21 protein-coding genes and 1 pseudogene are annotated in these 26,264 nt (G+C 68.6%); 8 read left to right on the top strand and 14 right to left on the bottom strand.

Annotated elements, in window-relative coordinates:
• Nucleotides 1-371 precede the first annotated feature (371 nt).
• The 5 genes from QR78_RS01010 to QR78_RS00990 form a co-directional block, all read right to left on the bottom strand.
• Nucleotides 372-791: a group III truncated hemoglobin gene (locus QR78_RS01010; RefSeq protein ID WP_048425610.1), complete on the bottom strand. Its 420-nt coding sequence runs from the start codon at nucleotides 789-791 to the stop codon at nucleotides 372-374.
• 75 nt (nucleotides 792-866) lie between these two features.
• On the bottom strand, nucleotides 867-1,730 hold the full coding sequence (locus QR78_RS01005) for an intradiol ring-cleavage dioxygenase (protein WP_048425609.1): 864 nt from the start codon (nucleotides 1,728-1,730) through the stop codon (nucleotides 867-869).
• Nucleotides 1,731-2,012: 282 nt separating this feature from the next.
• A complete protein-coding gene (gene fghA, locus QR78_RS01000; RefSeq protein ID WP_048425608.1) occupies nucleotides 2,013-2,846 on the bottom strand; it encodes an S-formylglutathione hydrolase in 834 nt (277 codons plus the stop codon).
• A gap of 162 nt (nucleotides 2,847-3,008) precedes the next feature.
• Nucleotides 3,009-4,142 (bottom strand): S-(hydroxymethyl)glutathione dehydrogenase/class III alcohol dehydrogenase, encoded by a 1,134-nt coding sequence (locus QR78_RS00995; RefSeq protein WP_048425607.1) that lies wholly within the window; start codon nucleotides 4,140-4,142, stop codon nucleotides 3,009-3,011.
• A 255-nt stretch (nucleotides 4,143-4,397) separates the two neighbouring features.
• Nucleotides 4,398-5,120: a hypothetical protein gene (locus QR78_RS00990; RefSeq protein ID WP_125901167.1), complete on the bottom strand. Its 723-nt coding sequence runs from the start codon at nucleotides 5,118-5,120 to the stop codon at nucleotides 4,398-4,400.
• A gap of 505 nt (nucleotides 5,121-5,625) precedes the next feature.
• Here QR78_RS00990 and QR78_RS00985 point away from each other — a divergent pair.
• Together QR78_RS00985 and QR78_RS34780 are read left to right on the top strand one after the other, a co-directional pair.
• Entirely contained in the window at nucleotides 5,626-6,648 is a 1,023-nt protein-coding gene (locus QR78_RS00985; RefSeq protein ID WP_048425606.1) for a substrate-binding domain-containing protein, read from the top strand.
• 80 nt (nucleotides 6,649-6,728) lie between these two features.
• On the top strand, nucleotides 6,729-6,890 hold the full coding sequence (locus tag QR78_RS34780; protein WP_158004002.1) for a hypothetical protein: 162 nt from the start codon (nucleotides 6,729-6,731) through the stop codon (nucleotides 6,888-6,890).
• 66 nt (nucleotides 6,891-6,956) lie between these two features.
• Here QR78_RS34780 and QR78_RS00980 read toward each other — a convergent pair whose 3' ends face one another.
• The 6 genes from QR78_RS00980 to tauA all read right to left on the bottom strand — a co-directional run bounded on the left by QR78_RS00980 (nucleotide 6,957) and on the right by tauA (nucleotide 13,005).
• Entirely contained in the window at nucleotides 6,957-8,339 is a 1,383-nt protein-coding gene (locus QR78_RS00980; protein ID WP_048425605.1) for an aminotransferase family protein, read from the bottom strand.
• Between the two features lie 53 nt (nucleotides 8,340-8,392).
• Nucleotides 8,393-9,154 carry an SDR family NAD(P)-dependent oxidoreductase gene (locus QR78_RS00975; protein WP_048425604.1) on the bottom strand — a complete coding sequence of 254 codons (762 nt, stop codon included), beginning with the start codon at nucleotides 9,152-9,154 and terminating at the stop codon, nucleotides 8,393-8,395.
• A gap of 77 nt (nucleotides 9,155-9,231) precedes the next feature.
• On the bottom strand, nucleotides 9,232-10,113 hold the full coding sequence (locus QR78_RS00970) for a TSUP family transporter (RefSeq protein WP_048425603.1): 882 nt from the start codon (nucleotides 10,111-10,113) through the stop codon (nucleotides 9,232-9,234).
• Between the two features lie 36 nt (nucleotides 10,114-10,149).
• The gene (locus QR78_RS00965) at nucleotides 10,150-11,037 is read right to left on the bottom strand and encodes an ABC transporter permease subunit (RefSeq protein WP_082171914.1); all 888 of its coding nucleotides are present in this window, start codon (nucleotides 11,035-11,037) and stop codon (nucleotides 10,150-10,152) included.
• Nucleotides 11,034-11,882: a taurine ABC transporter ATP-binding protein gene (locus QR78_RS00960; protein WP_082171913.1), complete on the bottom strand. Its 849-nt coding sequence runs from the start codon at nucleotides 11,880-11,882 to the stop codon at nucleotides 11,034-11,036. Before QR78_RS00960 ends, QR78_RS00965 begins: the two co-directional genes overlap by 4 nt.
• A 34-nt stretch (nucleotides 11,883-11,916) precedes the next feature.
• Nucleotides 11,917-13,005, bottom strand: coding sequence for a taurine ABC transporter substrate-binding protein (gene tauA / locus QR78_RS00955; RefSeq protein ID WP_048425602.1), 1,089 nt, complete (start codon nucleotides 13,003-13,005; stop codon nucleotides 11,917-11,919).
• A 234-nt stretch (nucleotides 13,006-13,239) separates the two neighbouring features.
• On the opposite strand from tauA, the gene QR78_RS00950 reads away from it, so the two are divergent.
• Nucleotides 13,240-14,715, top strand: a complete 1,476-nt coding sequence (locus QR78_RS00950) for an aminotransferase-like domain-containing protein (protein ID WP_048425601.1) — start codon at nucleotides 13,240-13,242, stop codon at nucleotides 14,713-14,715.
• A gap of 58 nt (nucleotides 14,716-14,773) precedes the next feature.
• Here the strand turns inward: QR78_RS00950 and QR78_RS00945 are convergent, their stop codons facing one another.
• Together QR78_RS00945 and QR78_RS00940 are read right to left on the bottom strand one after the other, a co-directional pair.
• The gene (locus QR78_RS00945) at nucleotides 14,774-15,787 is read right to left on the bottom strand and encodes a LysR family transcriptional regulator (protein WP_053220751.1); all 1,014 of its coding nucleotides are present in this window, start codon (nucleotides 15,785-15,787) and stop codon (nucleotides 14,774-14,776) included.
• 115 nt (nucleotides 15,788-15,902) lie between these two features.
• A complete protein-coding gene (locus QR78_RS00940; protein WP_053220750.1) occupies nucleotides 15,903-17,087 on the bottom strand; it encodes a cupin domain-containing protein in 1,185 nt (394 codons plus the stop codon).
• 171 nt (nucleotides 17,088-17,258) lie between these two features.
• On the opposite strand from QR78_RS00940, the gene QR78_RS00935 reads away from it, so the two are divergent.
• The 4 genes from QR78_RS00935 (at nucleotide 17,259) to QR78_RS32320 (ending at nucleotide 22,945) form a co-directional block, all read left to right on the top strand.
• Nucleotides 17,259-17,681: an EamA family transporter gene (locus QR78_RS00935; protein ID WP_048425600.1), complete on the top strand. Its 423-nt coding sequence runs from the start codon at nucleotides 17,259-17,261 to the stop codon at nucleotides 17,679-17,681.
• 682 nt (nucleotides 17,682-18,363) lie between these two features.
• On the top strand, nucleotides 18,364-19,575 hold the full coding sequence (gene repA / locus QR78_RS00930) for a plasmid partitioning protein RepA (RefSeq protein ID WP_048425599.1): 1,212 nt from the start codon (nucleotides 18,364-18,366) through the stop codon (nucleotides 19,573-19,575).
• Nucleotides 19,576-19,632: 57 nt separating this feature from the next.
• The gene (gene repB / locus QR78_RS00925; protein WP_048425598.1) at nucleotides 19,633-20,610 is read left to right on the top strand and encodes a plasmid partitioning protein RepB; all 978 of its coding nucleotides are present in this window, start codon (nucleotides 19,633-19,635) and stop codon (nucleotides 20,608-20,610) included.
• Between the two features lie 1,574 nt (nucleotides 20,611-22,184).
• A protein-coding gene (locus QR78_RS32320) for an IS5 family transposase (protein ID WP_425284139.1) occupies nucleotides 22,185-22,945 on the top strand; the annotation gives its coding sequence in 2 pieces (ribosomal slippage) (nucleotides 22,185-22,470 and nucleotides 22,470-22,945; 762 coding nt in all).
• On the opposite strand, the gene QR78_RS33755 is transcribed toward QR78_RS32320, so the two are convergent.
• On the bottom strand, nucleotides 22,942-24,780 hold the full coding sequence (locus QR78_RS33755; RefSeq protein ID WP_125901004.1) for a hypothetical protein: 1,839 nt from the start codon (nucleotides 24,778-24,780) through the stop codon (nucleotides 22,942-22,944). The genes QR78_RS32320 and QR78_RS33755 overlap by 4 nt on opposite strands.
• Before the next feature lie 207 nt (nucleotides 24,781-24,987).
• On the opposite strand from QR78_RS33755, the pseudogene QR78_RS00915 reads away from it, so the two are divergent.
• Nucleotides 24,988-26,205: pseudogene (locus tag QR78_RS00915) on the top strand (IS256 family transposase).
• Nucleotides 26,206-26,264: the final 59 nt, after the last annotated feature.

Raw genomic sequence — 26,264 nt, 5'->3', positions numbered from 1 at the left:
GGCCAACCCGCACGGTGCCGCGACCCCGCCCGCCTCCCTGCGCGTCGGATTCCGCCCCGTGGACAGCGACGAACCCCTCGACATCGTATCCCCGCCGACTGACGCGGGAGGTCGAGCACAGGGCGCTCGTCCGAATCCAGGGGTGGCTGGCCGGCGCCCGGATCGTGTCTCGCGACGTCATCGCCATCGTTGAGCGCGAGCCGGCCGGGCACGCGCGTCGCCCGCCCGGCACGTCGGTGCGCATCCTGCCGGCGTCTCGTCGCCGCGGCCGGTCCGCGGGGGATCGCCGCTCAGGCCCGTTGCACTCGTGCCCGACACGCCCGTGGTTCTCCACCTCCTGCACGCCGCCCTCCTGGCGGCGAGAATGATGCTCACCCGGCAGGTCTCCCGGCTCCAGCGGCGGCCGCCGCGCCCGTCGCCTCGGGCCGGAAGAACAGGCCGGCCTCGAGGCTGGCGCCGATCCGCTCGGCCCGTTCCTGCAGCAGGGCGGCCTCGTCCGGGGAGAAGTGCGCGACCGCCGTGTCCCGGAACAGGTCGAGCCAGCGGGCGAAGTGCTCCGGCCTCAGCACGCCGAGCGCCTGATGACGGCCGAAGGGGTTGCCCTTGTAGCGCCCCGTCCGAAAGAGGACCGACGACCAGAACGCCCCGATGGTCTCCATGTGCCGCGGCCAGTCGGCCTCCGGGATCGCCGCGGCGAAGATCGGGCCGATGAGCGGGTCGGTGCGCACGCGGCCGTAGAACGCCGCCAGGAAGGGGGCGAGGCTGTCGTCGTCCAGGGTGGTCCGGGTCATGCCGGTCAGATGCCCACCCGACGCAGCCGCCGCAAGGCGGTCCTCCGCCGAGGGGGCGGGGCCTATCGGACCGGCTCAGGCGGGCTTCAGGCCGAAATCGTAGGCGAGATGGCGGTAGGACCGGTCCATCGCCCGCCCGTCAGGTGCGGTGCCGGCCGGACGTTCGGCGAAGTCGGCGATGAGCGAGGTCTTCACCCCGAACACCGCGTCGGATTCGAGCCACGGGCTGTCGGCGGCGAAGATGTGGGTGATCAGTGTCTCGAAGCCCGCCGCCGCGATCATGACGTGCAGGTGGGCCGGACGGTTCGGGTGGCGGCCGGTGGCCGTGAGGAGGTCGCCGACCGGGCCGTCGTCGGGGATCGGGTACCAGGCCGGCATGACGGTCCAGAAGTGGAAGCGGCCCTGCGCATCGGTGCGGAACCGCGCCCGCCCGGCGAGACCGCCGAGCGCGTCGAGCTGCTGCACGTCGTAGGCGCCGTCGTCGTCGGCATGCCAGACATCGACGGTGGCGCCGGCAAGCACTTGGCCGCCGACGGTGGCGACCGAGCCGGTGACGAGGAGCGGCGTGCCCTCGAGCGGCCCGGCGATATCGGCGCCGTTCTGACGCTCGGGGGCCGCCTCGACGTAGAACGGCCCGAGCACGGTGGTCTCGGTCGCGCCCTCCGGCATGCGGTGGTTGATGGCGTCGACCAGCATCGAGACGCCGAGGATGTCGGAGAGCAGGATGAATTCCTGGCGGTGCTGGTCGCAGGTCTGTCCGGTCCGGGTCAGGAAGGCGATGGCCGCCTGCCACTCCGCGAAGGTCGGCTCGACGTCGCGCACGAAGTCGTGCAGGTGGCGCACCAAGCTCGTCACCACCGTCTTGAGGCGCGGATCCGGCGTGTCGGCCAGGCGATCGACGACCGCCTGGGTGATGGTGTGCTCGTTGACGTCGCGCATCGGCGAATCTCCCCTCGTGCCGATCTCGACCGTCGCGCGGGCCCGCGCGCCCGATCCTCGCCTCACCCTGCTGTCGGCCGGCGGCCGCGACAGGGCTCGGCGGAGATGATCATACGACACGTGCGGATGTGGGGAGCCGTTCGCCGGCGCCGCAGCGATGGAGGGCATCTCGTCTGGGCGGGGGGGCGGCAAACCGGGCCCGCCTCTCCGGCCCGCGGTGAGCGGGACGGTGGCGCGGGGCACGGGGAGGTCACACGTCCCCGGCCCCCTCCCCGCACGGTGTCAGCGCAGGCGCTCGGCGGCCCAGGCGATGTGGTCGTCCATGAAGGTCGAGATGAAGAAGTAGGAGTGGTCGTAGCCCTCGCGCATGTTGAGGGTCAGTCCGATCCCCGCCTTCTTGCACGCCTCCTCCAGGAGCCAGGGGCGCAGGCCCTCGTCGAGGAACGAGTCGGCCGTGCCCTGGTCGACCAGGAATTCCGGGAAGCGGCGGCCGTCCTCGATCAGGGCGGTCGCGTCGTGGCGCCGCCAGGCGGCCTCGTCCGCGCCAAGATACTTGGTCAGCGCCGGCTTCGACCAGCCGGCGGTCGAGGGCTGGACGATCGGCGCGAAGGCGCTGCAGGAGCGGAAGCGCTCGGGATGGTTGAGCGCGATGGTGAGCGCGCCGTGGCCGCCCATCGAATGGCCGAAGATGCCCTGGCGCCCCATGTCGACCGGAAACTCGCGGGCGACGAGGGCCGGCAGCTCCTCGGTGACGTAGGACCACATGCGGTAGTTGCGGTCGTAGGGCGCCTGCGTGGCGTCGACGTAGAAGCCCGCGCCGCAGCCGAACTGCCAGTTGTCGGGCTCGTCCGGCACGTCCGGCCCGCGCGGGCTGGTATCCGGGGCCACGATGGCGATGCCGTGGCGCGCGGCCGCCCGCCGGTACTCGCCCTTGTCCATCACGTTGGCATGGGTGCAGGTGAGCCCCGACAGGTACCAGAGGACCGGCACCGTCCCGTCCTTCGCCTGCGGCGGCAGGTAGACCGCGAAGGTCATCGGGCAGCGCGTGGTCTCGGCCTCGTGCCGGTACACGCCCTGGATGCCGCCATGCGAGAGAGCCTGCGAGACCTTTTCCATGAAGCCGTTCCCTCTTGACAGACGATGCGCCGCGAACGGTGCGCAAGACCGGTCCGTCGCGGGGCGATGCGGCATGAACGAAGAGAGCGGCCTCCCGGTCGCGCGACGAGCGAGAGGCTGCTCCGGCCCGGCCGGCGGCGAAGCCGGCCGGGAGGCACTTCCTTAGAACACCACGACCGACCGGATCGACTTGCCCTCGTGCATCAGGTCGAAGCCGTGGTTGATGTCTTCGAGCGGCATGGTGTGGGTGATCAGATCGTCGATGTTGATCTTCCCCTCCATGTACCAGTCGACGATCTTCGGCACGTCGGTGCGGCCGCGGGCACCGCCGAAGGCCGAGCCCTTCCAGACCCGCCCGGTGACGAGCTGGAACGGACGGGTCGAGATCTCGCGACCGGCCTCGGCCACGCCGATGACGATCGACTCGCCCCAGCCGCGATGGCAGCATTCCAGCGCCTGGCGCATCACGTTGACGTTGCCGGTGCAGTCGAACGAGAAGTCCGCGCCGCCGCCGGTGACGTCGAGGATCGCCTGCACGACCTTGTCGGTGCCGACCTCGTTCGGGTTGATGAAGTGCGTCATGCCGAACTTCTCGGCCATGGCGCGCTTGTCGGGGTTGATGTCGACGCCGATGATCTTGTCGGCGCCGACCATGCGGGCACCCTGGATCACGTTGAGGCCGATGCCGCCGAGACCGAACACCACCACGTTGGCGCCCGGCCACACCTTGGCGGTATAGATGACGGCGCCGAGGCCCGTGGTCACGCCGCAGCCGATGTAGCAGATCTTGTCGAAGGGCGCGTCCTCGCGCACCTTGGCGAGCGCGATCTCCGGCAGCACGGTGAAGTTCGAGAAGGTCGAGCAGCCCATGTAGTGGTACACGGCGTTCGACCCCGGGCTGCCGCCGGTGGAGTCGCAACGGAAGCGGCTGGTGCCGTCCGGCATGACGCCCTGGCCCTGCGTGCTCCGGATCGCCGTGCAGAGGTTCGTGCGCTGCGACAGGCACGACTTACAATTGCGGCACTCCGGCGTGTAGAGCGGGATGACGTGGTCGCCCGGCTTCAGCGTCGTCACGCCGGCGCCGACCTCGCGCACGATGCCCGCGCCCTCGTGGCCGAGGATCGCCGGGAACTTGCCCTCGGAATCGAGACCCGACAGGGTGTAGGCGTCGGTGTGGCAGATGCCGGTGGCCATTACCTCGACCAGGACCTCGCCGGCCTTGGGACCTTCGAGGTCGATGGTCTCGATGGTGAGGGGCTTCTTGGCTTCCCAGGCAACCGCGGCGCGCGTCTTCATGTGGTCTCCAGCTGGATCGTTTCGCGTGGGGGGCGAGGCGCCGCGCATCGGCGCTGAGAAGGGGAAGCGCACCCGGGCTGCCCGCTGATTGGCCCGATCTCTGCTGCGAATTGGTAAAGGTCGCAACGGCGCGGCACGGCAGACTTTAGTCCACTGTCCGCCGGATGTCCGCCCCCGTCGTCATATCCTGGCGCCGGGTCGAGACCGGGACGCAGCGGGGACGAGGCGGTGCCGGATCGGCTCCGACGCGGGCGATCAGCGCAGCGGCAGGAGCCGGATCCGACGATGGTCGACCGACCGCGACGGGCTCGCGAGGAGTTCGGCGAGGGCGAGATCCTGCAGGGTGGCGAGGGCCGCCGCGATCTTGACGTGGCTGGTATGGGTGAGGCTCGACGCGGCATCGATGTCGAGCGAGACGACGCCCTCCGGGTCGCTCCCGGTGGCGCAGAGCAGCAGATAGGTCTTCAACGCGGCGAGGTTCGGGGCCTTCCGGCAGGTGAGGCCGTGCAGGGCGGCGATCCGGGCGTCGCCCTGCGACGCATGGAGGAGGCGGGCCGCAGCGCTCGACGGGCGAAGGCCGGTCAGCCGGTAGGCGATCGTCCCCCCCGGCCGTTCTCCGGCGGTGGTGACGAGGCCCTGGTCGAGGAGCACCTTCTTGCCCGCGCAGATCAGCGGGTCCGACAGGCCCGACAGGGCGGCGATCCGTTCGTAGGACATCGGGATCGGTGCCGGATCGCCGGCGTCCGACGCCGCCACCTGGCTGACGACGAGGGTCACGTAGAGCTTGAGCGCCGCGATCGAGCGGCCGAGATATCCGGCATCGCCCCGGAAGGCGCGCAGGCCTCCGTCGTGGATCCAGTCCGCCGGCAGGCACGCCATCCGGCCCTGCTGCCCCCGCGCCGCCCCCTCGGACGGGGCAACCCTCGGCCGGTCGGGCCGGAGGCGGGCTTGAGCCGGGGTGAGGAGTTCCGGATGCATGGTGCGGTCCTCGAACGTCCCGTGCGGGTCTCTCGCCCGGATTGGGCGCTCGCCCGGGCGGCGATACAGGCTGCGGCGGGCTTGGTGCATCGGCGGTACAATGCCACTTTCCGGGCCTCAATATGATGATGACGTCCGATGATGCCCCGGGGCTGGGAGCGGGAGGTCGCATCCCGGCCACCGGAGCGGTCGACGGCGGAACATCCGTGCCCCCAAGACCATCCGGTCCTGGTGGCGCTCCGCTCGCCCGCGCATCGTCCGGACCGGAGGCCCGGCGAACCCGGTTTTTCCATGCTAGACCGGCATCCTCGGCGTGCGACACGGTCTGCGGAACGAGGAGGCGCATCGGTACGGCGCGCCGACGCATCGGCCAGCGACGTCGACGGCGCGAGGCGGGCCTGGATCGGCGCCGAGGCGAGAGCGGTGGCGCCCTCGATCCTGCGAGGCGTGATCCTGCAAGGCGCGATCCTGCGAGGGACGACGAGAGGACGGGGCGGCGCGCGGTATGACGACACCTGCCGATGAGACACCCCTGGTCGAGCTCGGGCTCGGCGGCTCGCTGCGGATCGGGCGGGCGCGCATCGCCGTCGCCGACACCGTCGCGCTGTTGCAGGCCATCGCCCGGACCCGCTCGGTGCAGGGCGCGGCGACCGAGATCGGCCTGTCCTATCGCGCTGCCTGGGAGCGCGTCCGGACGCTCGAGGCGGGGATCGGCCATCAGCTCGTGCGCAAGACCCGCGGCCACGGCACGACGCTGACGGAGACCGGCGCGGCCCTGCACGAGGCCCTGTCGATCGCGGCCGAAGGCCTCGCCCTGCCGCTCGCCCGGGAGGCGCGGGCGCTGCAATCCCGCCTGTCCACCCTGCTCGCCGTGCCGGGCCGCCTCACCCTGGCGGCGAGCCACGACCCCCTGCTGATGGAGGTGCTGTCGGCATGGGGTGGGGCCGACATCGCCGTGATGGGCAGCCGTGACGCCGTGGTCCGGCTCATGGACGGGCGTGCCGACGCCGCCGGCTTCCATTGCGGCGCGATCGGCCCGGCCGCCGCCGGGCCGCCCTTCGCCGATCTCGTCGCCGACCCGGCCTTCCGGGTCCGTCCGCTGTTCGAGCGCGAGCAGGGACTCCTCGTCGCCGCCGGCAATCCGCTCGGGCTCGTCACCCCGATGGACCTGCGGGCCAGGAAGGCCCGCTTCGTCAACCGGCAGAAGGGATCCGGCACCCGGGCCTGGTTCGACCGGCTCCTCGCCGAGGCCGGGATCGCACCCGGCGAGATCGTCGGCTACGGCCTCGAGGAATTCACCCACCAGGCCGTGGCGGCGGTGATCGCCTCGGGCGCGGCCGATGCGGGCCTGGGCGCCCGCGCGGCGGCGGAGCGCTTCGGCCTCGGGTTCGTCTCGGTCGGCTGGGAGGTCTACTGCCTCGCCACCAGTGCGTCGCTGCCGGGCGACGGGCTCGACCGCGTGCAGGCGATGCTGGCGGCGCGGGTGGGAGAGCCGGCGGGGTATCGGCTGCCGGGCACCGGCGGGTAGAGGCCGCGCACGAGCGGGTCGTGCCCGGGCGCTGAACCAACCGGTGGCCGGCCGGATCCCCCCTCCGCCGGGTCGGGGCGGTGCTCGCGCTCGTCCCGACCCTGCCCCACTCGAAGTTCGTCCTCGGCCTCTACCGCTCCCTCGTCCGCGACGCGCAGGAGCGCGCCCACCATGCCGGCGCGCCGGCTGCCGAACCGGTCGCCGTCGCGGCGACGACCGGCCAGGGCGGGCAACGCCGATAGGGCGGGCAGCGCCGGGAAGCCGGATCCCACCCGGTCCGCGCGCGGCGGACCGGGCGGGGCCTGCCGTCAGGAACAGACCCGGGTCAGGGCGCCGTCGATCGCCTCGACGATCCGGTCGATGTCGTCCGGGGTCGCGATCAGCGCCGGGCTCAGGCACAGCGTGTTGTTGAGCCCGGCGAGCGAGCGGTTGGTGGCGCCGATGATGACGCCGTGCGCCATGCAGTCGGCCACCACCGCCTGGACCCGCTTCTCGTCCATCGGCTCGCGGGTGGCGCGGTCGGCGACGAGCTCGGCGCCGCAAAACAGGCCCTTGCCGCGCACGTCGCCGATCGCCGCGTGGCGCTCGGCGAGGCCGTGCAGGCCCGCCATCAGCCGCTCGCCCATCGCGACCGTGTTGTCGATCAGGCCCTCGTCCTCGATGATCCGCATGTTCTCGAGCGCGGCCGCCGGGCCGGCGGTGCAGCCGCCGAAGGTCGAGATATCGCGAAAATACGACATCGGGTCGGCGGCGTCGTCCTTGAACAGCGCGAACACCGCCTCGGTCGTCACCGTGCAGGCGATCGCCGCGTAGCCCGACGCCACCCCCTTGGCCATGGTGACGAAATCGGGCTGCACGCCGTAGTTCTGGTAGCCGAACCACGCACCTGTGCGGCCCATGCCGCAGACCACCTCGTCGATGTGGATCAGGATCTCGTGCCGGCGGCAGATGTCCTGCACCTTCTCCCAGTAGCCCCTGGGCGGCGTGATCACGCCGCCCCCGGCGGTGACGGGTTCGAGGCAGATCGCCCCGATGCTGTCGGGCCCCTCGCGCAGGATCACCGCCTCGATCGCGTCGGCGGCCATCTCGCCGTAATTCTCCACCCTCCCCCACTGGCTGCGGTATTCGAGGCAGTGGGGCACCGGCACGAAGCCGTCCGGGAACGGGCCGTACTGGTCGCGGCGCTGGTCCTGGCCGGCGGCGGCGAGCGCCCCGATCGTGGTGCCGTGGTAGTCGCGCTCGCGGTAGAGGATCTTGGATTTCCGCCCGCCATGGTGCCGGTGCGCGATCTGGCGCACCATCTTGAAGACCTTCTCGTTCGCCTCCGATCCCGAATTCGCATAGTAGACCCGGGCCATGCCCGGCATCTTGGCGATCAGCCGCTCGGAGAACAGCGCCGCGGGAATCGAGCCGGCCGAGCCCGCGAAGTAGTTGAGCTTGACCAATTGGTCGCGCACCGCGTCGGCGATGCTGGTGCGCCCGTAGCCGACATTGACGGTCCAGACCCCGCCCGAGACCGCGTCGAGATATTCGCGCCCGGTCGCGTCCCAGACCCGCATCCCCCTCCCCTCGACCATCACCCGCGGGTCGACGGTCTCGTAGGGCTTGTGCTGCGAGAGGTGGTGCCAGACATGGGCCCGGTCGGCCTCGATGACGTGACGCAGGTCGTTGGTGCGGGAGAGGTCGTTCATGGCCGAGTTTCCTGGCGGCGTTTCCTGATGGCGGGGGATGAGCGGACGACCCGTCAGGCCGCCGGGTCGCGCTGGATCGCGAAGGGGGCCCAGGACTGGGTCACCGGCATGATCTCCAGGCTGTTGATGTTGACGTGGGGCGGCAGCGAGGCGACCCAGCCGACGGTCTCGGCGATGTCCTCGGGCTGGAGCGGGTGCGCGCCCTTGTAGAGGGCGTCGTAGGCCGCCTGGTTCCCGCCGGTGCGCACCAGCGTGAACTCGCTCTCGGACAGGCCGGGCTCGATCGAGGTGACCCTGACGCCCTTGGCCGAGAGGTCACAGCGCAGCCCCAGCGAGAACTGCCGGACGAAGGCCTTCGTCCCGCCATAGACGTTGCCGCCCGGATAAGGCCAGTGGGAGGCGATCGAGGCCAGGTTCACGACGAGGCCGCGATGGGCGATCAGCCGGTCGAGCAGCAGCCGGGTGATCGTGACGAGGCCGACGACGTTGGTGTCGATCATCGTCCGCCACTGGGCGAGGTCGCTCTCCTGCGCCGGCCCGGTGCCGAGCGCCAGCCCCGCATTGTTGACGAGGAGCGAGACCTCCGCGAAGGCCGGCGGCAGCGACGCGAGCGCGTCCCGGGTCGCCGCCTCGTCGCGGATGTCGAAGGCGAGCGGATGGGCGCGCTCGCTGCCGCCGAGCGCCGCCACCAGGGCCTCGAGCCGGTCGCGACGGCGCCCGGTCACCACGAGGCGCCAGCCGTCGCGGGCGAGACGACGGGCGATGGCGTCGCCGAAGCCCGCGGTGGCTCCGGTGACGAGGGCGATCTTGGACATGCGGGTCTCCGAAGAAGGGCATCGTGCGGGGGACGGCGTCCCCCGATGCTACAGGAACGGCGCGGCGGCCGGGCGGCCTATCCGTGCCCGAGGGCGACGAAGGCTTTGCCGAGAGCCTGGACGAGCGCCTGGACGAGGCCCGTCGCCGCGATGCCGGCGAGGCCCCCGGAGGCGAGGCGGCGCCACGCCTCCGGCGAGAGGCGGGCCGAGAGGAGCGTGCCGGCGGCAAAGCCCAGCAGCGTCGGCACCCCGTAGAGGAGGACGAGGTCCCAGAGTCCGGGCTCGATCGCCCCGAGGAGGCCGCGGCCGGCAAGGCCGAGGATGTCCGCCGCGCCGAAGAAGACCGCGAGGGTCCCCTTGAGGCGGTGGCGCTCGGCGCCGCTCGCCAGGAGCCAGGCCGAGATCAGCGGGCCGCCGACCGCGAAGGCGCTGATCAGTCCCCCGACCAGGGCCGCGACGGCGATGCCGATGCGCCGGTCGGCGAGCCAGGCCGGCGGCCGGCGCACCAGGGCGACACCGGCCGCTCCCAGCACCGCCACGGTCACGACGAGCCGCGCCGTGGTCTCGTCGAGGCCGACCGCCAGGGGGCCGCCGCAGGCCGCGCCGAGCAGGCCGGCGGCGAGGAGCGGGCGCAGGACCCGCCAATCGACCGAGACGCCGCGTCGGTCCAAGCAGATTTCGCCGAAGTGGACACCGGTTCGGCGGCAAAAATCTGCGACACAGCAAGAACCTAAGCAGGCGAAGCGTTGGCCTGCCAACGCAAGTCTGCTGAAGAGGAGGAGCGCCGTGAGGACGAGATCGGCCCCGAGGAGGAACGGGATGCCGACCTGCGCCGAGGGGAGAAGCCCGAGGCCGAGGGCCGCGATGAGGCTGTAGCCGAAGCCGGTGACGCCCCGGAACGCGGCAGCCAGGAAGGTCACGCCGATGAAGGCGAGGACGGACAGCGCGGGAAGGGCCATGGTGGGGACGGGCTCACGCCTTGACCGGGGAGAGGCTCACGCCTTGCCCTTCCAGGGCGTGAGGCGGCGCTCCAGCCGGCGCATGCCGAGTTCGAAGGCGCCGGCGAGCGCGCCGATCATCAGGATGCCCATGATCACGATGTCGGTGCGCAGGAAGTTCGAGGCGTTGAGCACCATCTGGCCGATGCCGGTCGAGGCCGCCACCATCTCGGCCGCGACCAGCGTGGTCCAGCCGACGCCCATGCCGATGCGCAGGCCCACCAGGATGTCGGGCAGGGCCGCCGGCAGGACGACGTGGCGCACCACCTGGAGGCGGCTCGCGCCGAGCGCCCGGGCGGCGTTGATCTGGTCGGCGCTCGCCGCCGCGACGCCGGCGCGCGCCGCGAGCGCCACGGGGGCGAAGCAGGCGAGGAAGATCAGCAGGATCTTGGAGGTCTCGCCGATGCCGAACCAGATGATGACGAGCGGCAGGTAGGCGAGCGGCGGCAGCGGCCGGTAGAACTCGATGAAGGGATCGAGCACGGCGCGCAAGGTCGGGCTCAGGCCCGTGGCGAGGCCGACCGGGATTCCCACCAGGGCGGCGAGCAGGAAGGCGCCGGCGACGCGCCCGAGGCTCATGACGACGTGCTCGAGGAGCGGCGCTCCGTCGATGCGGCCCTCCACCGCGTCGGCGAAGGCCTTCAGCACGCTCTCGGGCCGGGGCAGGAACAGCGGCTTGACGAGTCCGGTCTGCGTGGCGACGCCCCAGGCGGCGAGCGCGACGGCGATCGTCGCGAGGCTGATCAGCAGGGTCTTGGGGGCGCGGCCGCGCATCGCGGCCCGGCGGCGGCCGAGCGAGGACAGGGCGCGCATCGCCGAATCGGACGAGTCGGTCACGGGCTGGCCCGGAGCGGCGGGAAGGGTGTGGGTCGCGGCGGGTCTCATGCGGCGGCTCCATGTCCGGGGTCGGTTCTGCCGGGGTCGGTTCTGCCGGGATCCATCTTGCCAGGGTCGCTCCCGGCCCCGCCATGGTCGTGGATGAAGCGCAGCACCCGCTCGCGCATGGCGATGAAGTCGGGGCTGGACTTCACCGCCCGCGCCTCCGCGCCCGCGAGGACGCGGCGGCAGAAATCGAGCGGGATGATCTCGGCGATGCGGCCCGGGCGCGGGGTCATGATCACCAGCTTGGTCGCGAGGAAGATCGCCTCCTCGACCTCGTGGGTGATGAAGAACGCCATCTTCTGCGTGCGGGCCCAGATCGACAGGATCAGCTCCTGCACCTGCTCGCGGGTGAAGGCGTCGAGCGCGCCGAGCGGCTCGTCCATCAGCAGCATGCGCGGGTCGGCGGTGAGCGCCCGGGCGATGCCGACGCGCTGCTGCATGCCGCCGGAGAGCTCGTAGATCCGCTTGCCCGCGAAGTCGGCGAGGCCGACGAGGTCGAGCATGGCGCGGGCCCGCGCCTCGCGCTCGAGCTTGGGCATGCCCTGCATCCTGAGCCCGAAGGCGACGTTGTCCAGCACGCTGAGCCAGGGCATCAGGGCGTGGCGCTGGAAGACGACGCCGCGGTCCGCCCCCGGCCCGGTGACCGGCCGGCCGTCGAGGAGGATCTGCCCCTCCGTCGCCGGCTGGAACCCGGCGATGCAGTTGAGCAGGGTCGTCTTCCCGCAGCCCGAGGCGCCCAGCGCGACCACGAACTCCCCCGGCTCGATCGTGAGATCGACCCAGGACAGGGCGATCGTGGCGCTCTCGCCCTCCCCGTACTGGACGCTGAGCTTGCGGATCTCCAGCATGGCGGTCTCCTGGCTGTCGGGGGCGTTCGCCCGATCAGGGCTTGGCGGCTGCCTTGGCAGTGTCCTTGGCCGTGTCCGTGGCCGCATCCTTGGCGAACTCGGCGGTGACGAAGGCGCCGTAATCGGGCGCGAGCTCGGGCACGCGCCCTTGCGCCTTCAGGAACTCCGCCGTGGCCTTGAGCGCGTCGGCCGCCCCGCCGCCGAGCCAGCGCGGCGAGACCTGCTCGGTGAGCGTCGGGAACCGATAGGCCGCGAGCCCCGCCGGCACGTCGTCCGGGGCGGCGCCGGTCCACTTGGCGATGGCGGCCACCTGCGGCGTGCCCGCCTTCCAGGATTCGCCGGACCGGGCGTAATCCGCATCCGCTGCGGCGAGCAGCCGGACGAAGGCCTTGAGGAACTCGGGATGGGCGGCCATGAAGGCGTTCGTCGCCACGATCCCGTCGAAGGTCGCCCTCCCCTTTCCGGCGAAGTCGCCGGCCGAGGCCAGCACCGTGCCGGTCTTCTTGATGCCCGTCAGGGCCGGCGCCCAGACGAAGGCGGCGTCGATGTCGCCGCGCTCCCAGGCGGCGGCGATCTCCGGCGGGCGCATGTTGAGCACCCGGACGTCCTTCGCGCCCAGACCCGCCTCCTGCAGGGCGAAGGTCAGCTGGTAATGAGCGGTGGAGACGAACGGCACCGCGACCGTCTTGCCCTTCAGGTCCTTGATCGACGCGATTCCCGTGCCCTTGCGGGCGACGAGCTGCTCGGCGTCGCCGATGTCGTCGAGGATCCAGAACAGCGTGATCGGCAGGCCCTGCGAGGCCGCCGCCGCGACCGGCGAGGAGCCCGCCTCGCCGATATCGACGTTGCCCGAGGCCATCGCCCGGATCACGTCGCCCCCGCCGCCGAACTTGACCCACTTCACCTTGGTGCCGGTCTGCTTCTCCAGTTCGCCGCTCTCCATCAGGACCCGGATCGGGGTCATCATGTCCTGGTAGGCGACGGTGACGGTCTTCTCGGCGGCGACGGCCGGGGCCAGGGGGGCGAACACCGCGCCGGCCGCGCCGACGAGGGCGGACAGCCAGATCGCCCTGCGGGTGATCGTCTTGTGGATCACCGTCCTGCGGGTCTTCTCGGTGGTCATGCGCGGTCCTCGTGGAAGCTTCGACCCTTGCGAACCCCCGCATTGAAGGACAGGCGGGCCCGGGGCCGTAAGATCCAGTCCGGCATCGTTTGGTCCCGGTCTGGACCAGTCCCGTCCCCCTCGCCGCTTGCGCGGGCATCTGCTGCCATTTTCCGGGATCGGCGCCTCTCAATTCGGCAGCAGCGCCGGTCCCGACGCTTTCCCGTCCCGCGCGGCTTGGCGATACTGTGCGCCATGCCGACCGACATTGCCTGGCGGATGCTGTTCGGGGGCCGGTCCGGCGACGAGCCGGCTTTGCGCGCCCAGATCGGCCGGATGGTTTCCGAGGCCATCGCGGCGGGGCTGCTGGCGCCCGGCGCCCGGCTGCCGTCGAGCCGCGGCCTCGCGGCCGAGCTCGGCCTGGCGCGCAACACCGTCGTGGCGGCCTACGACGCCCTGATCGATGCCGGCGTCCTCGTCTCGCGCGACCGCAGCGGCTGCTTCGTCGCCTCCCCCGGGGCCGATGCCGCACGGAGCGCGGATCCGGAGCCGTCGGCGGCCGGGGCCTGGCCGGGCCGCTTCGCCATCCGCCCCTCGCGCCTGCCCCAGATCACCAAGCCGCGGGACTGGACGCGCTACCCCTACCCGTTCCTGTTCGGGCAGTTCGACGCGAGCCTGTTTCCCGTTGCGGCCTGGCGCGAGAGCGTCAAGGCGGCCTCCAGCGTCAAGGAGATCAACGGCTGGAGCCTGGACCAGGTCGACGACGACGACCGCGACCTGATCGAGCAGCTCCGCCTGAGGGTGCTGCCGCGCCGCGGCATCCTCGCCGCCCCGGGCGAGATCATGGTGACGATCGGCTCGCAGCACGCCCTGTCGCTCCTGGTCCAGCTCCTCGTCGCCCGCCGCACGGTCGTCGGCCTGGAGGATCCGGGCTACACCGACACGCGCAACATGGTCGGCCTCGCGAGCGACCGGATCCGGCCCCTCGCCCGTGACGGACGGGGCATCGTGCCGGACGCGGCGTTTCGTGCCTGCGACGTCGCCTTCGTGACGATCGGCCACCAATGCCCGACGACCGCCGTGACGCCGCTGTCGCGCCGCCGCGAGCTTCTCGCCGCCGCGGCGGAGGGCGACGTCGTCCTGGTCGAGGACGATTACGAGGCCGATCTCTCGACCGAGGAGGAGGTCGGCCTGCCGAGCCTCAAGAGCCTCGACGCCGACGGGCGGGTGATCCATGTCGGCTCGTTCTCGAAGGTCCTCGCGCCGGGGCTGCGCGTCGGTTACGTCGTCGCCCCGTCCCCGGTCGTCGACGAGTTGCGGGCGCTGCGCCGCCTCATGCTGCGTCATCCGCCCACCAACAACCAGCGCAGCCTCGCCGCCTTCGTCGCGCTCGGGCATTACCGCGCCCACCTCGCACGCACGGCCGCCGTCCTGCGCCAGCGCGCCGACCTCATCGCCGCACTGGCGCCGCAGCTGATGCCGGGCTGCACCTTTCGCCGGGGCTTCGGCGCGAAGAGCTTCTGGGCCGAGGGACCGGCGGGGCTCGACGCTCGGGCACTCGGCCGGGCGCTTCAGCGCGAGGGCGTCCTGATCGAGCCGGGCGACATCTTCTTCATGGATCCGGAGCAGGGCCGCCGCTTCTTCCGGCTCGGCTTCACGGCGATCCCGCTGCAGCAGATCGAGCCGGGGCTGCGGCGGCTCGCGGCGGTCCTCGCGGCTTGTTCCCGGTGAGGCGCCCTCCCCTCCCGGGCTTCCGCAGCGGGGGCCGCACGGGCACGGCCGCCCTTTGTTAGAACCCGCCGGACCGTTCGTCGGCGGCCGCGGATCGGGATTCCTCGGCGGTTGAGTGATCCCGGTGCAGGGGGCGCGATCCGGCGTCGCGAGGGGCGGCCGTGAGCCCGCGGGCGCACGCCGCGATCTGCCGCCGCAGCCAGGCATGGCCGGGATGGCGCTCGACGCGCCGGGCCCAGACCAGGACCGAGCGGGTGACCGGCAGGTCGGGATCCGCAGGCAGGTCCGCGCAGGTCACCGGATGCGTCGTCGCGAGAGTCCGGGCGATCCGCCCGCCCAGTACCGCCACCATCTCGGAGCGCGCCAGGATGGCCGCCGCCGACAGGAACGGGGCGGCCATCGCGACACGGCGCGGCGGCAGGCCTCGGCGGCTCAGGATCGCGTCGAGGAAGCCGACATCGTCGCCGGTGGAGGAGACCACGAGGTGAGGCAGGCCGGCGAGGCGCTCGTAGGTGAGCGGCCCCGCGAGCGCCGGGTGTCCGCACCGGCCGACGACCGCGAATCCATCGCGGAACAGCGTCGTGGTGCCGAAGCGCTCGCCCTCGATCCGGCCGCTCCCGACGACCGCGAGATCGACGTCGCCGCGATCGAGGAGATCGTCGAGGCGCACGGTGCCGCTCGGGCTCATGTGCAGGTGCAGGGACGGCGCCCGGCTCCCGATCCACTCGGCGATCGGCGCGGCGAGCACCACCGCGGCGGTGTTGTTGAGCACCAGGCGGAAGCTCGCGGTGGACGAGGCCGGATCGAAATGGTCCTGGTGGAGCGCCCCCTCGATCTCGGCGAGCGCCCGCCGCACCGGCTCGGCCAGGTCGAGGGCGCGGGGCGTCGGCGCCATGCCCTCGGGGCCGCGCACGAACAACTCGTCGTCGAAGGCCCGGCGCAGCCGCTGCAACGCGTGGCTCACGGCCGACTGGCTCAAGCCCAGCCGTTCGCCCGCACGGGTCACGTGGCGTTCGCGCATGATCGCGTCGAACACGATGAGCAGCTTGAAGTCGAATGCGTCCCAGTTCACGGCCCGGGCTTGTAGCCGAGCGGCGCCGGGCCGGATAGGCGGGAGCGCACCGCTGCGTGGGACCCCTCCCTCGTGGCGAGGGAGGGGTCCCACGCGGGTCGAACGCGCCTGCGCCTTATCCCTGCTTCAGTTTCGTGACCGTCTCGCCCGGCACGCCGGAAAAATTGTTCGACAGAAGGTAGCGCGGGCTCGACTTGATCCAGGTGTCGAGGTCGATCTCCTCGAACTTGCCGTTGTCCCAGGTCTGGACGATCTCGAGGTCCTCGTCGCCGATATTCTTGATCGCGTGGCCGAACCCCATCGGAATGTAGGCGACGTCGCCGGGCTTGAACTCGGCCACCTTGCCGCGCCCGCCCGAGCCGAACAGGGCTACCTGGCCCCGGCCCTTCAGGTAGTAGTGCCACTCGTTGGCGTTGACGTTCCAGTGCAGCTTGCGCATCTGCCCCGGCCGGATCGTCATCACCCCGCCCGACATCGTCTTCTGGATCGGCCACTCGTCGACGGTGGCGAGCCGGAAGGTGCCGCCGTCGAACTCGCGCACCGCGCGCGGGTCCTTGAGCAGGCGGAACTTGTGGGTCGATTCCTTCGGCCAGGGGGCGTCGAGCGCGTCCGAGATCGGCACGACGGGGCCGGCCTGGATGTAGGCCTCGCCCTTCGGAAAGGCGTCGAAGGCCTCCTTCGGCAGGCCGAAATCGAGGGCCAGCATGTCCTTCGGCGTCACGTCGATCCAGTCGGTGATCGAGAAGGTGCCGTGCTCCGAGAAGGCGCCGTTGTCGAACGACAGGATGAAGTGGCAGGGCTTGTCGCCGATGGTCTGGATCGAGTGGCCGTGGCCTTTCGGGAAGTACCAGAGGTCGCCGGGCTCGTAATTGTTGATCTCGCTGGCGCCGGAAGGATCGAGAACCACGGTCTGGCAGCGCCCGTCGATGACGTAGGCCCATTCGGCCGCGATGGCGTGCCAGTGCAATTCGCGCGAGGCGCCGGGCTCGAGGAACATGTGCACGCCCGCGATCCCCTTGCTGATGGGGAACTGGTGCACCGTGGCCTCCTTGGCCCAGCCGCCGGAGGTCACCTTCGGGCGGTTGCCGTCGAGGGAGAAGCGGAAATCGGGCATCGCGCCGACATCCTGCGGATCGTGGTAGGCGACCTTGGCGCCCGGCGGCAGCGAGACCGACTGGCGGCCGAAGCCGCCGTCGCCCGGGTTGCCGTGGTCGTGCTCGAGCGCCTGTGCGCCCGTGGCCATCAGGGTGCCGGCGCCGAGCGCCGCCGTGCCGAGAAACAGTCGCCGCGACTGGTCCATGGTGGTTCCCCCCTTGTGCAGGACGGGTCGGCCGCGCCGCCCGCCGGGCCCGTCGGGCCGCGTCCGCGGGAAGCTGGGCCAGCCTGGTGCGCCAGTGAAACGCATTGTCGGCATCGGCGCATGGCCGGCATTCATGATGCGGTGCGGGCAAAACGAGGGAGGAATCGCAGGATGTCCTGGCAGCTCTGGGCGCTGGTCTCGGCCGTGTTCACCGCGGCGACGGCCGTGCTGGCCCGGGCCGGCAGCGCCGGGGCCGAATCGGACGCCGCCGCCTTCATGCGCTCGGTGGTGATCCTCCTGGCCCTCGGGGCGATCTGCCTCGCCACCGGCCAGTGGCAGGCCCTGCGCAATCTCACCGGGCGCAATCTCGGCCTGCTCGGCCTGTCGGGTCTCGCCACCGCGGGATCCTGGGCCTGCTACTTCCGGGCGCTCAAGACCGGAGGGGCGGCACAGGTGGCGACGCTCAACAAGCTGTCGATCGTGCTGGTCGCCGTGCTCGGCACGACGCTCCTCGGCGAACGACTGTCGGGGGTCAACTGGCTCGGGATCGGTTTCGTCACCCTCGGGGCCTACCTGCTCACCCATCGCGGCTGAGTGGCATCCGGGCCGGGGCCTCCGCCCTGGTCGGCTCCCGGGAGCCCCCTCTCCGCCCGGGCAACCGATATGGCCGTATCGGGCACGACGAGCGTCTACAGCGCGATTCCGAGGGATTCTCGAACGACGCTCCTATGTTCGTCTGCGGAATGCAAGGCGGGCCGAACTACGGCGCTGTCGAAGCCTTCGAAAGATTCGATCATTCTGGCGGATCCTGTTCGACTGTTTGAGTCAGTTGCGCGTCGAGGCCGGCAGGAGGAGCCGATTGGGACGCGATCGGCTCGCGGCGTCGTTCGACGTTCGAGCCCCACGCGTCCGACCGACGAAACCGTCTCCGGATTCGGTGGCGGCGATGGGGACAATCCCGATCTCGACGCCGCCGCGGGCATCACGGAACGGGTCACCGACGCGCGAGAGCGCTCCGACGGACCGTCCCCGAGCGCTCCGAACCGCGATATTCCACACCATCGCCGCAAGCACGGAGAGGGCTTTTGACAGCCGTGCAGAACGCCAAATAAGGCTGTCAGATGAGCGCCTTACCGAGATCAAGCCTCGACTCGGGGCCAATCCTGCCGTTAACCACTCATCAACCGAAAAAACATTGCCGCAGCCTGGGAATCGAACATAATAACGCTTGGGACGAGCGTAGCCCGGAAAAAGCGTTACTCGGGGATCAGCGCGGATGGACGTGTCGGTGCCAGCAGAGGGAATGGAGGTTGCCAACTTCCATGACACCATCCTGCGTCAGGGTGGTCTCATCTCTGACAAGTTGAGCATGCTCCGGATGGAGCACTATCCACCTAACGCCACCAAGGGCCTCCGGCCCTTCTCGTTGGCGGAGGTTGCGTATTTTCTGGGCGTCACGCCGTCGAACATCAAGAAGCTCCACCTCGAAGGCAAGGGCCCCATTCCGGCGACCTCGCCGTCCGGGCGGCGCTCATACACCGCCGACCAGATGCTCGAGCTCAGGAAATACCTCGATCGTCACGGACGATCCGACCTCAAGCAATACGTGCCCCACCGCCGGGCCGGCGAGAAGATGCAGATCATCTCGGCGGTCAACTTCAAGGGCGGCAGCGGCAAGACGACGACGGCCGCGCACCTGGCTCAGTTCCTCGCCCTGACGGGCCATCGCGTTTTGGCGATCGATCTCGATCCGCAGGCTTCTCTCTCCGCTCTGCACGGAATCCAGCCGGAACTCGATAAGGCCCCGTCCATTTACGAGGCCCTGCGCTACGACGACATGAAGCTCCCGCTGTCGGAGATCATCCGGCCGACCAATTTCCCCGGTCTCGACATTGTCCCCGCCAGCCTGGACCTGCAGGAATACGAGTACGACACGCCGCTGGCAGCCTCGAACAGGAACGCCGAAGGTCGGACGTTCTTCACGCGCATCTCCAACGCGCTGAGGGAGGTCGACGACCGCTACGACGTGGTCGTCATCGATTGTCCGCCGCAACTCGGCTACCTCACGCTGACGGCGCTGACGGCCTCGACCTCCGTGCTCGTCACCATCCACCCTCAGATGCTCGACGTGATGTCGATGAGCCAGTTCCTGCTGATGCTCGGCGGGATTCTGAAGTCGATCGCGGATGCGGGAGCGACCGTGAATCTGAAGTGGTTCCGCTACCTCGTGACCCGCTACGAGCCGACGGACGGTCCGCAAGCCCAGATGGTCGGGTTCATGCACGTCCTGTTTCCGAAGAACATGCTGGCGCATCAGATGGTGAAATCCACCGCGATCTCGGATGCGGGGATCACCAACCAGTCCCTGTACGAGGTCGATCGCAGCCAGATGATCCGATCGACGTATGACCGCGCCTTGGAGGCGGTCAACGCCGTCAACGAGGAGATCGCCAGCCTCATCCATCACGCCTGGGGGAGGCGGGTTTGACAGCCGTGCAGAACGCCGAATTCCACCGCTCTACCAGGCGGATAGGAGCCTGACGCAATGCGTAAGAACCTTCTCGCCAACGTGCTCGGGGCCCCTGTCGGGGAGCCCATTACCGACTTCGCCCGGCGCGGCGCCGCCCGGTCGATGACGCGGTCGATCGAGGAGATGGCCGAGAACACCAAGCGCATGGCCGACGGCGAGGCGATCGTTAGCCTCGATACCGCGCTGGTCGACGATTCCTTCGTCGCCGATCGCCTCGATCAGGATGACGAGGACTACGTCCGGCTGCGCGATGCGATCGCTGAGCACGGTCAGTCTACCCCGATTCTGGTCCGCCCCCATCCAAGCCGGGAGGGGCGGTACATGATCGTCTACGGACACCGCCGCGTTCGCGTGGCGCGCGAGCTCGGGCGTGACGTGCGGGCGGTCGTGAAGTCCATCGAGGACATTGCTCACATCGTCGCGCAGGGACAGGAGAACGCTGCCCGCGCCGACCTGTCCTTCATCGAGAAGGCGCTGTTCGCCAAGAAGCTGCTTGGCATGGGTCAGGCCAAGGCGACGATCAAGGCGGCCCTCGCGATCGACGACACGCTCCTATCCCGGATGCTGTCGGTGGCCGAGACCGTACCAGCCCGCATCATCGATGCCGTCGGCGCCGCGAAAGGCGTCGGTCGTGATCGATGGGAAGAGCTGAAGAAGCTGGTAGCCGTTCCGGCGAAAGCCGAGATCGCGTTCGACGCGATCCTATCCGAGGAGTTCCTGGCGAAGGACGGCCCGGAACGCTTCAGCCATCTCCTCGCGGCGATCAAGGCGGGTCGCCGAGCACCGGCTCGCCGACAGGTCCCGCAGCAGACATCCTACTGGGCCCCACCCGGCAAGGCCGTTGAAGCGACGTGCCGCCGCTCCGGCAAGACATTCAGCCTGGCCCTGACATCGAAGGATGCCGGGGAGTTCGGCGAATATATTTCATCCCAGCTGGAACAGCTTTACGGTGCGTTCCTGGAGGCGAAGACCCGCAACGTCCAGGGAGACTGACGCGACCCGTGCACCGTCGGCTGGGTGATCTCGCCCAGCCGGCTTCAATCGTAAAAGCACGCGGCAAAAGAAAAAGGCCCCGGAACGGTTGTCCCGGACGCCCTTCTCGGGCTCGGCGACTCGAGACCCTCACTTTCGTCCATGGCCGTCAAGCGTCGGACTCCGGTTTGGCGAGCGGATTTCCTGTGCCTGATGACGGGCAAGGAACAGGGCATGCCCGACGATGCCCACCGGGCGGCGGACGGTCCCGCTCGGCCGGGCGACGGCACGAGCGAATACGCATGCATGCCCGTTCTCCCGCTCGCGGTCCAAGCGGCCCCCCCCCACGAGCCAGCGTTCCTCGTCGAAGGAACGCCCGATATCCCGCGCCGTGAAACGCCGACCCTGCCGCGGATCGATGCGCCGCGCATGGTTACCCGTTTCCTCCACCGGCCCGTGCGTTCTCGCGGCCTTTCCTTCGCCGTCGGCACCCGGCCGAGCGCGAGACCCTCCCGGGCTCGCGTCCCGGACGTTCCCGGCGACGCGTCCGGGGGAGGGGCCGATGATCCGTCAGGCCACATCCCTGCTGGTGCGCGACCATCTCCTGCGCGCTGCGGACAAGAATCTCCGGGCATGGGTGGTAGCCGCTTCTCGACGCCCTCATTGCGCACGCGATCCAGGCGAACGGCGCCGGTCGGATTCTCGACGAGCGCGCCGAGGAGGTCTTCCAGGCGGTTCACGCGCGGCGCACGCGCACGGCGCCCGCACCGCTCTACACCGGGCCAAGACCAGGGCCGGGTCGCCCAAGGGCTGCGTGACGCCGCTCGGCGCCTGTCACCACGACCAACGACCTCCGAAGGGAGAGCGCCGCCCCGGATCCGATCGACGAGCCGCCGCGACCAGCCTGCAGGCCGCATTCGAGCGCGCAGACACCGACCACCGGCCGGGATGGGGACGAATCGGGCGCCGACGCGCCTCTGCCGTCGCGCCTCGATGCCACCATTGCCCTGTGTCGTCGAAAATTGCGTCTCGCCGGGGCCCATGGCCGCCAGGGGAGGGCGGCCCACCCATGTCGTGGCCCGCCATGTGCCTCGTCCGGGGTGAGCCGGACAGGCTCGCGTCGGACGCCTCCAGATCTCGGCGAGACCGGCCGCGTTGGCGCGTCGTGCGGTGCGGCTGGTCGCTTCCCCAAGTCCGGACGCAACGCCGGTCGCGTTGCGCCCCGCTGGCTCGACGAGATTCGACCGGAGGTGTCTCCCGCCGGGCGTTCCTCCGCGGCGTGCCGGATGCCCGATTGTCCATGCTCGGGACCTCGCCGGCCGGCGGGGAAGCTTGCCGATGATCCGGGCGGCCCGGCTGTCGCTCGAAGCCGGTCATCACGATCGATGAGGCCCCCCGTCCCTTGAGGCGCTGCGTTCCCTCGGTTCCGCAGCCGCGGCGTAGGCGGGGCCCCCATCCAGACCAAATGGGGCACGAGAGCGTCACATCGGGCGTGACCATGCTGCTGCGCCGCCACGCTTGGCCGGGAGGAGGGGAGGGGGCTCGACCCATGCGCCGCGGCGCCACGGCCTCGATCGGATCGACGAGGACGGCCGATGTGGCTGCCGGCAGGACGCGAGCGGGGCCCGGACAGTCCGGCGAGGTCTTCGCACCGATCCGCGCCTCCACTGCCGGAGGCGACCGCGATGGAATCCAGCCGTCCGGAGAGGCTGACGGCCGAGATGACGTGCGGCTGCGGCATGAGCTGCTGGCGCCGGCTGCGCGACTGGCAGGCGGCCGGCGTGTGGCGGCGCCTGCATCAGGTGCTGCTCGAACGCCTGCACGCGGCGGGCAAGATCGAGGGGAGCCGGGCGAGCGTCGACGGCGAGAGCGTGCCGGCGAAGAAAGGGGGGCTGCCACCGGCTCGAACCCGACGGATCGGGGTAAGGCGGGGACCAGGCGCCACCTCGTCACCGACGCGCGCGGCACGCCGCTCGGCCTCGTTCCGACCGGCGCCCACTGCCGCGACAGCCCGCCGATGGCCCCGACGCTGGACGCGATCCCGCCTGTGCGCAGCGGGAAGCGGGGACGCCCGCGCCGGCGGCCCGACACGCTGCACGCCGACAAGGCCCACGATGCCAAGGTCCGGCGGCAGGAGTGCCGGGCGCGCGGGATCAGGCCGCGGATTGCCCGGCGCGGCATCGAGCGGAGCGACGGGCTCGGGCGGCATCGCTGGGTGGTCGAGCGCAGCCATGCCTGGTTCAGCCGCGCCCGCCGCTTGCCCGTCCGCGACGAACGCCGCCCCGACATCTACGAGGCCTTCACGTTCCTCCAGGCCAGCCTCATCACCCTCCGCCGGATCCAGAGGTTCTGTTAGGCGCTCTTGACACTGTCGAGCATCTCAAAAAGTTGCAACTTAAGTCCATTCATATCGATTTCGAAATTTACATAGCCGAGGCTATTTTGGTCTGTGAATGGGACAGGCACGAGCTGCTCAGCCTCAGGACAATCGGTCGCATAGTCTTCTCTAATATAGGTGAGAGGAGCGGGGCTCTCCATGTAAAAATTAGAGCTGTATAAATCTAGGTCTCGACGATTTAGCAAATTCCACTTGCTGGTAAGCACCAAGCAAGGTCGATTGGCCACCCAACGATATTTTGCCAAACCTGCTCCCCAGATCGAAACAATTATATCGGAATTGATACTCCAATACAAGCTGTGCGACACAGGTTCGCCTACAAGAGAAATAAAATCAACGCTTTTCTCGATTGCAGCTGCTTTCATAGCATCCGCGATGTCTTTTTCGTATTCGATAGGAGACTGCTTCCCAGCGATCTCTCCGGTGCTCGCGAATGGGAGCAAGCCCAAACTTGTCTCGCGGACATTGTGCCCATCCAGCACAATTACCGAATCACGAGCAAAATCTGCTAACATATTAACCAATTCGATGCAAAAATCTTTTAAATTAGTAATTGTTCTGTTTTCAACCCTAAGCCCTAGGAGAATGATTTGCTTTTTTTGGGATCTGAAGTTGCAAAGTTTTGTTTTTACATCAATTGCAGTATTGCATATTGCATGTGTCGAAACCTTCGTTCTCAGCCGTTCGGAAACGAATCTTGATGTAATGCGGACAACAATTAAGTTTCTTAAATATATTTCCTTGCTTAAATCTACCTCATCCAATCGAATGACCTTGCCACTGAATTGATGAAACAAGTCTTCTGTCGGGCCATATATTTCAGTTCCCATATGAGCTTGCGGCACTAGCACATACGGAAGTTCATTGGTGGCAATATTGTCAACTAAGGTCTGAAGGCCTGTCAGTTCATTCCAGAGCTGATGGCCGATGTGATGCGACGGTGGCGGGCGCAGCATTCCAGCAATCCGTGTGTCATGACTCTTCAAATAATGTCGGAGTTCGCTATGATACAGTGCGGCGTGTATGGCCAAATCATGGAAAACGTTGCTGAAATGCGCACCGCCGACACGACAATCGTTCGCATCCTTGCAGTATAATATATTTGTTTTGTAATCATAGATTCCGATTGTCCTGAAATAATGATCGGACGCACATACATAAGCTACACCATTTGAAGCGGTTTCTACACGTAGAAAAGTTCTAAAATCATCCATTACGATGCTATGTTTTATTTTAACCTCAAGACCATTGAACGGATCTTGGAATATAATTGGCCCGCCCGCACTTTTTGCTATTGCAGATTGAAGATCAATATTCAGAGCATCTGGTAAAAAGCCGAAATCCTGCTTCGAGGAAGATGACACATCGACAGTTTTAGTCTTTGTTGCTTGTCGATCAAATACGGCACTGATAATCTCAAATCTAGTCAAAGAATTCAGGTAAGAAAATGCGCAATCATCTTCATCGGCTGCACACGAAAACAGCACGGTGTCGACAAATTTGCGTACATGGTCAAAGATGTCCGCCAATACTAATCTGCGAAAATCCTGAGGTAATTCCCCTATTGACCCGCCGCGGCGAGTCATTGACTCGTCTAAGAACCAGCTCGCAACCGAATTTCCATTGCGAAATTCCATGACGTAGAAACTGCCAAACGACGCAATTCCATATGGAGTCCAATCTTTCAAAACAGCATTGACATCTATAACTGTCCGCCAAATATTTTCATGATCGTGAAATCCATAACTGCCGTCCTGAATTTTTATTTCGTTCCACATCGCGATCTCCTTCATTTTTTCAGCAAGTAAGGACTTGCTGCATCACTATCATATCTTTGGGGGGCGTGTCCCTTGGAGTGGTGTAGCTGGCCGAAAGCGGGAGAGCCCGCCTGCGCGTCCTCCAAAGCGCTGTAGCAGGTGGGATCTCTCGCGGGGATGGCCATCGGCGGTGACGGGTTAGGATCGGGTTGCTGACACCACCCCGAACCCGGGAGACCCTCGATGACCGATGCCGTTATGAGCCTGCGGGCGCTGGCTGAGAAGAGCGCGGACGCGGACGTGCTGCGCGAGATGATCGGCTTTGCCGCGCAGCGCCTGATGGAGCTGGAGGTCGCCGGCCTGACCGGTGCTGCCCACGGCGAGAAGACCCCGGAGCGCTTGGCGCAGCGCAACGGCTATCGTGAGAGAGACTAGCAGACACGGGCCGGCACGGTGGAGCTGCGCATCCCGAAGCTGAGGAAGGGCAGCTACTTCCCGAGCTTCCTGGAGCCGCGCCGCATGACCGAGAAGGCGGTGACAGCCGTGATCCAGGACACCGACATCTAGGGTATCTCGACCCGCGGCGGTTGACAACTTGGTCCAGGCGATGGGCGGGACGGGGATCTCTCACAACCAGGTCAGCCGGCTGTGCCAGGAAATCGACGAACGGGTGAACCCCTTCCTGGAGCGACCGATCGAGGGCGAGTGGCCCTACCTGTGGATCGACGCCACCGACGGGAAGGTGCGCCAGGACCACAGCATCGTCTCGGTCGGCGTCAACGCGGACGGACGGCGCGAGGGGGCACCCATCGTGGCCTGCCACGATGGGTGCCCGTGCTGGGGCTCGACATCGGCCCCTCCGAAGCCGAGTCCTTCCGGACCGAGTTCCTGCGCAAGCTGGCCCGGCGCGGCCTGCGCGGGGTCGAGCTGGTGATCTCCGACGCGCATGAAGGCATCGAGGCCTCGGTTGCCAAGGTGATGACCGCCTCCTGGCAGCGATGCCGGGTGCACTTCATGCGCAACGTCCTGGCCCATGCCGGCTGCTCGGGCCGGCGCGTCGTCTCGGCCTTCATCGCCACTGCCTTCGCGCAGGACGACGCCGAGGCGGCCCGCCAACAATGGCGGCGGGTCGCCGACCAACTCCGGCCCAAGGTGCCCAAGCTGGCAGCCTTGATGGATGCGGCAGAGACCGACGTCTTGGCCGACATGGGCTTCCCGGCGGCACACCGGGCCAAGCTGCACTCGACCAACCCGCTCGAGCGCCTCAACGGCGAGATCAAGCGCCGCACCGAGGTCGTCGGCATCTTCCCCGACGAGCGCGCGATCCGCCGCCTGGTCGGTGCGATCCTGCTGGAGCAAGACGACGAGTGGGCCGTGCAACGCTGCCGCTCCATGACCCTGGAAAGCATCGCCCCGATCGGCGATGATCCCCTCGTCAGCCTGCAAAACCTCGCAGTCTGATCAGTCCGGCCCTGCCGGTCGTCGTGGTGGACCACAACCAGCTACACCACGCCATGGGA

The organism is Methylobacterium indicum, assembly GCF_001043895.1.
Lineage (GTDB): Bacteria > Pseudomonadota > Alphaproteobacteria > Rhizobiales > Beijerinckiaceae > Methylobacterium > Methylobacterium indicum.
This window is presented reverse-complemented; position numbering and strand designations above follow the sequence as displayed.

Excerpts from the sequence above, each read along its gene's own strand:
- QR78_RS00995 (WP_048425607.1), bottom strand. The coding sequence starts at position 4,142 with ATGAAGACGCGCGCCGCGGTTGCCTGGGAAGCCAAGAAGCCCCTCACC.
- QR78_RS00960 (WP_082171913.1), bottom strand. The coding sequence starts at position 11,882 with ATGCTGGAGATCCGCAAGCTCAGCGTCCAGTACGGGGAGGGCGAGAGC.
- QR78_RS00940 (WP_053220750.1), bottom strand. The coding sequence starts at position 17,087 with ATGGACCAGTCGCGGCGACTGTTTCTCGGCACGGCGGCGCTCGGCGCC.
- QR78_RS00990 (WP_125901167.1), bottom strand. The coding sequence starts at position 5,120 with ATGCATCCGGAACTCCTCACCCCGGCTCAAGCCCGCCTCCGGCCCGAC.
- QR78_RS00980 (WP_048425605.1), bottom strand. The coding sequence starts at position 8,339 with ATGAACGACCTCTCCCGCACCAACGACCTGCGTCACGTCATCGAGGCC.
- QR78_RS00975 (WP_048425604.1), bottom strand. The coding sequence starts at position 9,154 with ATGTCCAAGATCGCCCTCGTCACCGGAGCCACCGCGGGCTTCGGCGAC.
- QR78_RS00985 (WP_048425606.1), top strand. The coding sequence starts at position 5,626 with ATGACGACACCTGCCGATGAGACACCCCTGGTCGAGCTCGGGCTCGGC.
- QR78_RS00965 (WP_082171914.1), bottom strand. The coding sequence starts at position 11,037 with ATGAGACCCGCCGCGACCCACACCCTTCCCGCCGCTCCGGGCCAGCCC.
- QR78_RS01010 (WP_048425610.1), bottom strand. The coding sequence starts at position 791 with ATGACCCGGACCACCCTGGACGACGACAGCCTCGCCCCCTTCCTGGCG.
- fghA (WP_048425608.1), bottom strand. The coding sequence starts at position 2,846 with ATGGAAAAGGTCTCGCAGGCTCTCTCGCATGGCGGCATCCAGGGCGTG.
- QR78_RS01005 (WP_048425609.1), bottom strand. The coding sequence starts at position 1,730 with ATGCGCGACGTCAACGAGCACACCATCACCCAGGCGGTCGTCGATCGC.
- repA (WP_048425599.1), top strand. The coding sequence starts at position 18,364 with ATGGACGTGTCGGTGCCAGCAGAGGGAATGGAGGTTGCCAACTTCCAT.
- tauA (WP_048425602.1), bottom strand. The coding sequence starts at position 13,005 with ATGACCACCGAGAAGACCCGCAGGACGGTGATCCACAAGACGATCACC.
- QR78_RS33755 (WP_125901004.1), bottom strand. The coding sequence starts at position 24,780 with ATGAAGGAGATCGCGATGTGGAACGAAATAAAAATTCAGGACGGCAGT.
- QR78_RS00935 (WP_048425600.1), top strand. The coding sequence starts at position 17,259 with ATGTCCTGGCAGCTCTGGGCGCTGGTCTCGGCCGTGTTCACCGCGGCG.
- repB (WP_048425598.1), top strand. The coding sequence starts at position 19,633 with ATGCGTAAGAACCTTCTCGCCAACGTGCTCGGGGCCCCTGTCGGGGAG.
- QR78_RS00970 (WP_048425603.1), bottom strand. The coding sequence starts at position 10,113 with ATGGCCCTTCCCGCGCTGTCCGTCCTCGCCTTCATCGGCGTGACCTTC.
- QR78_RS00950 (WP_048425601.1), top strand. The coding sequence starts at position 13,240 with ATGCCGACCGACATTGCCTGGCGGATGCTGTTCGGGGGCCGGTCCGGC.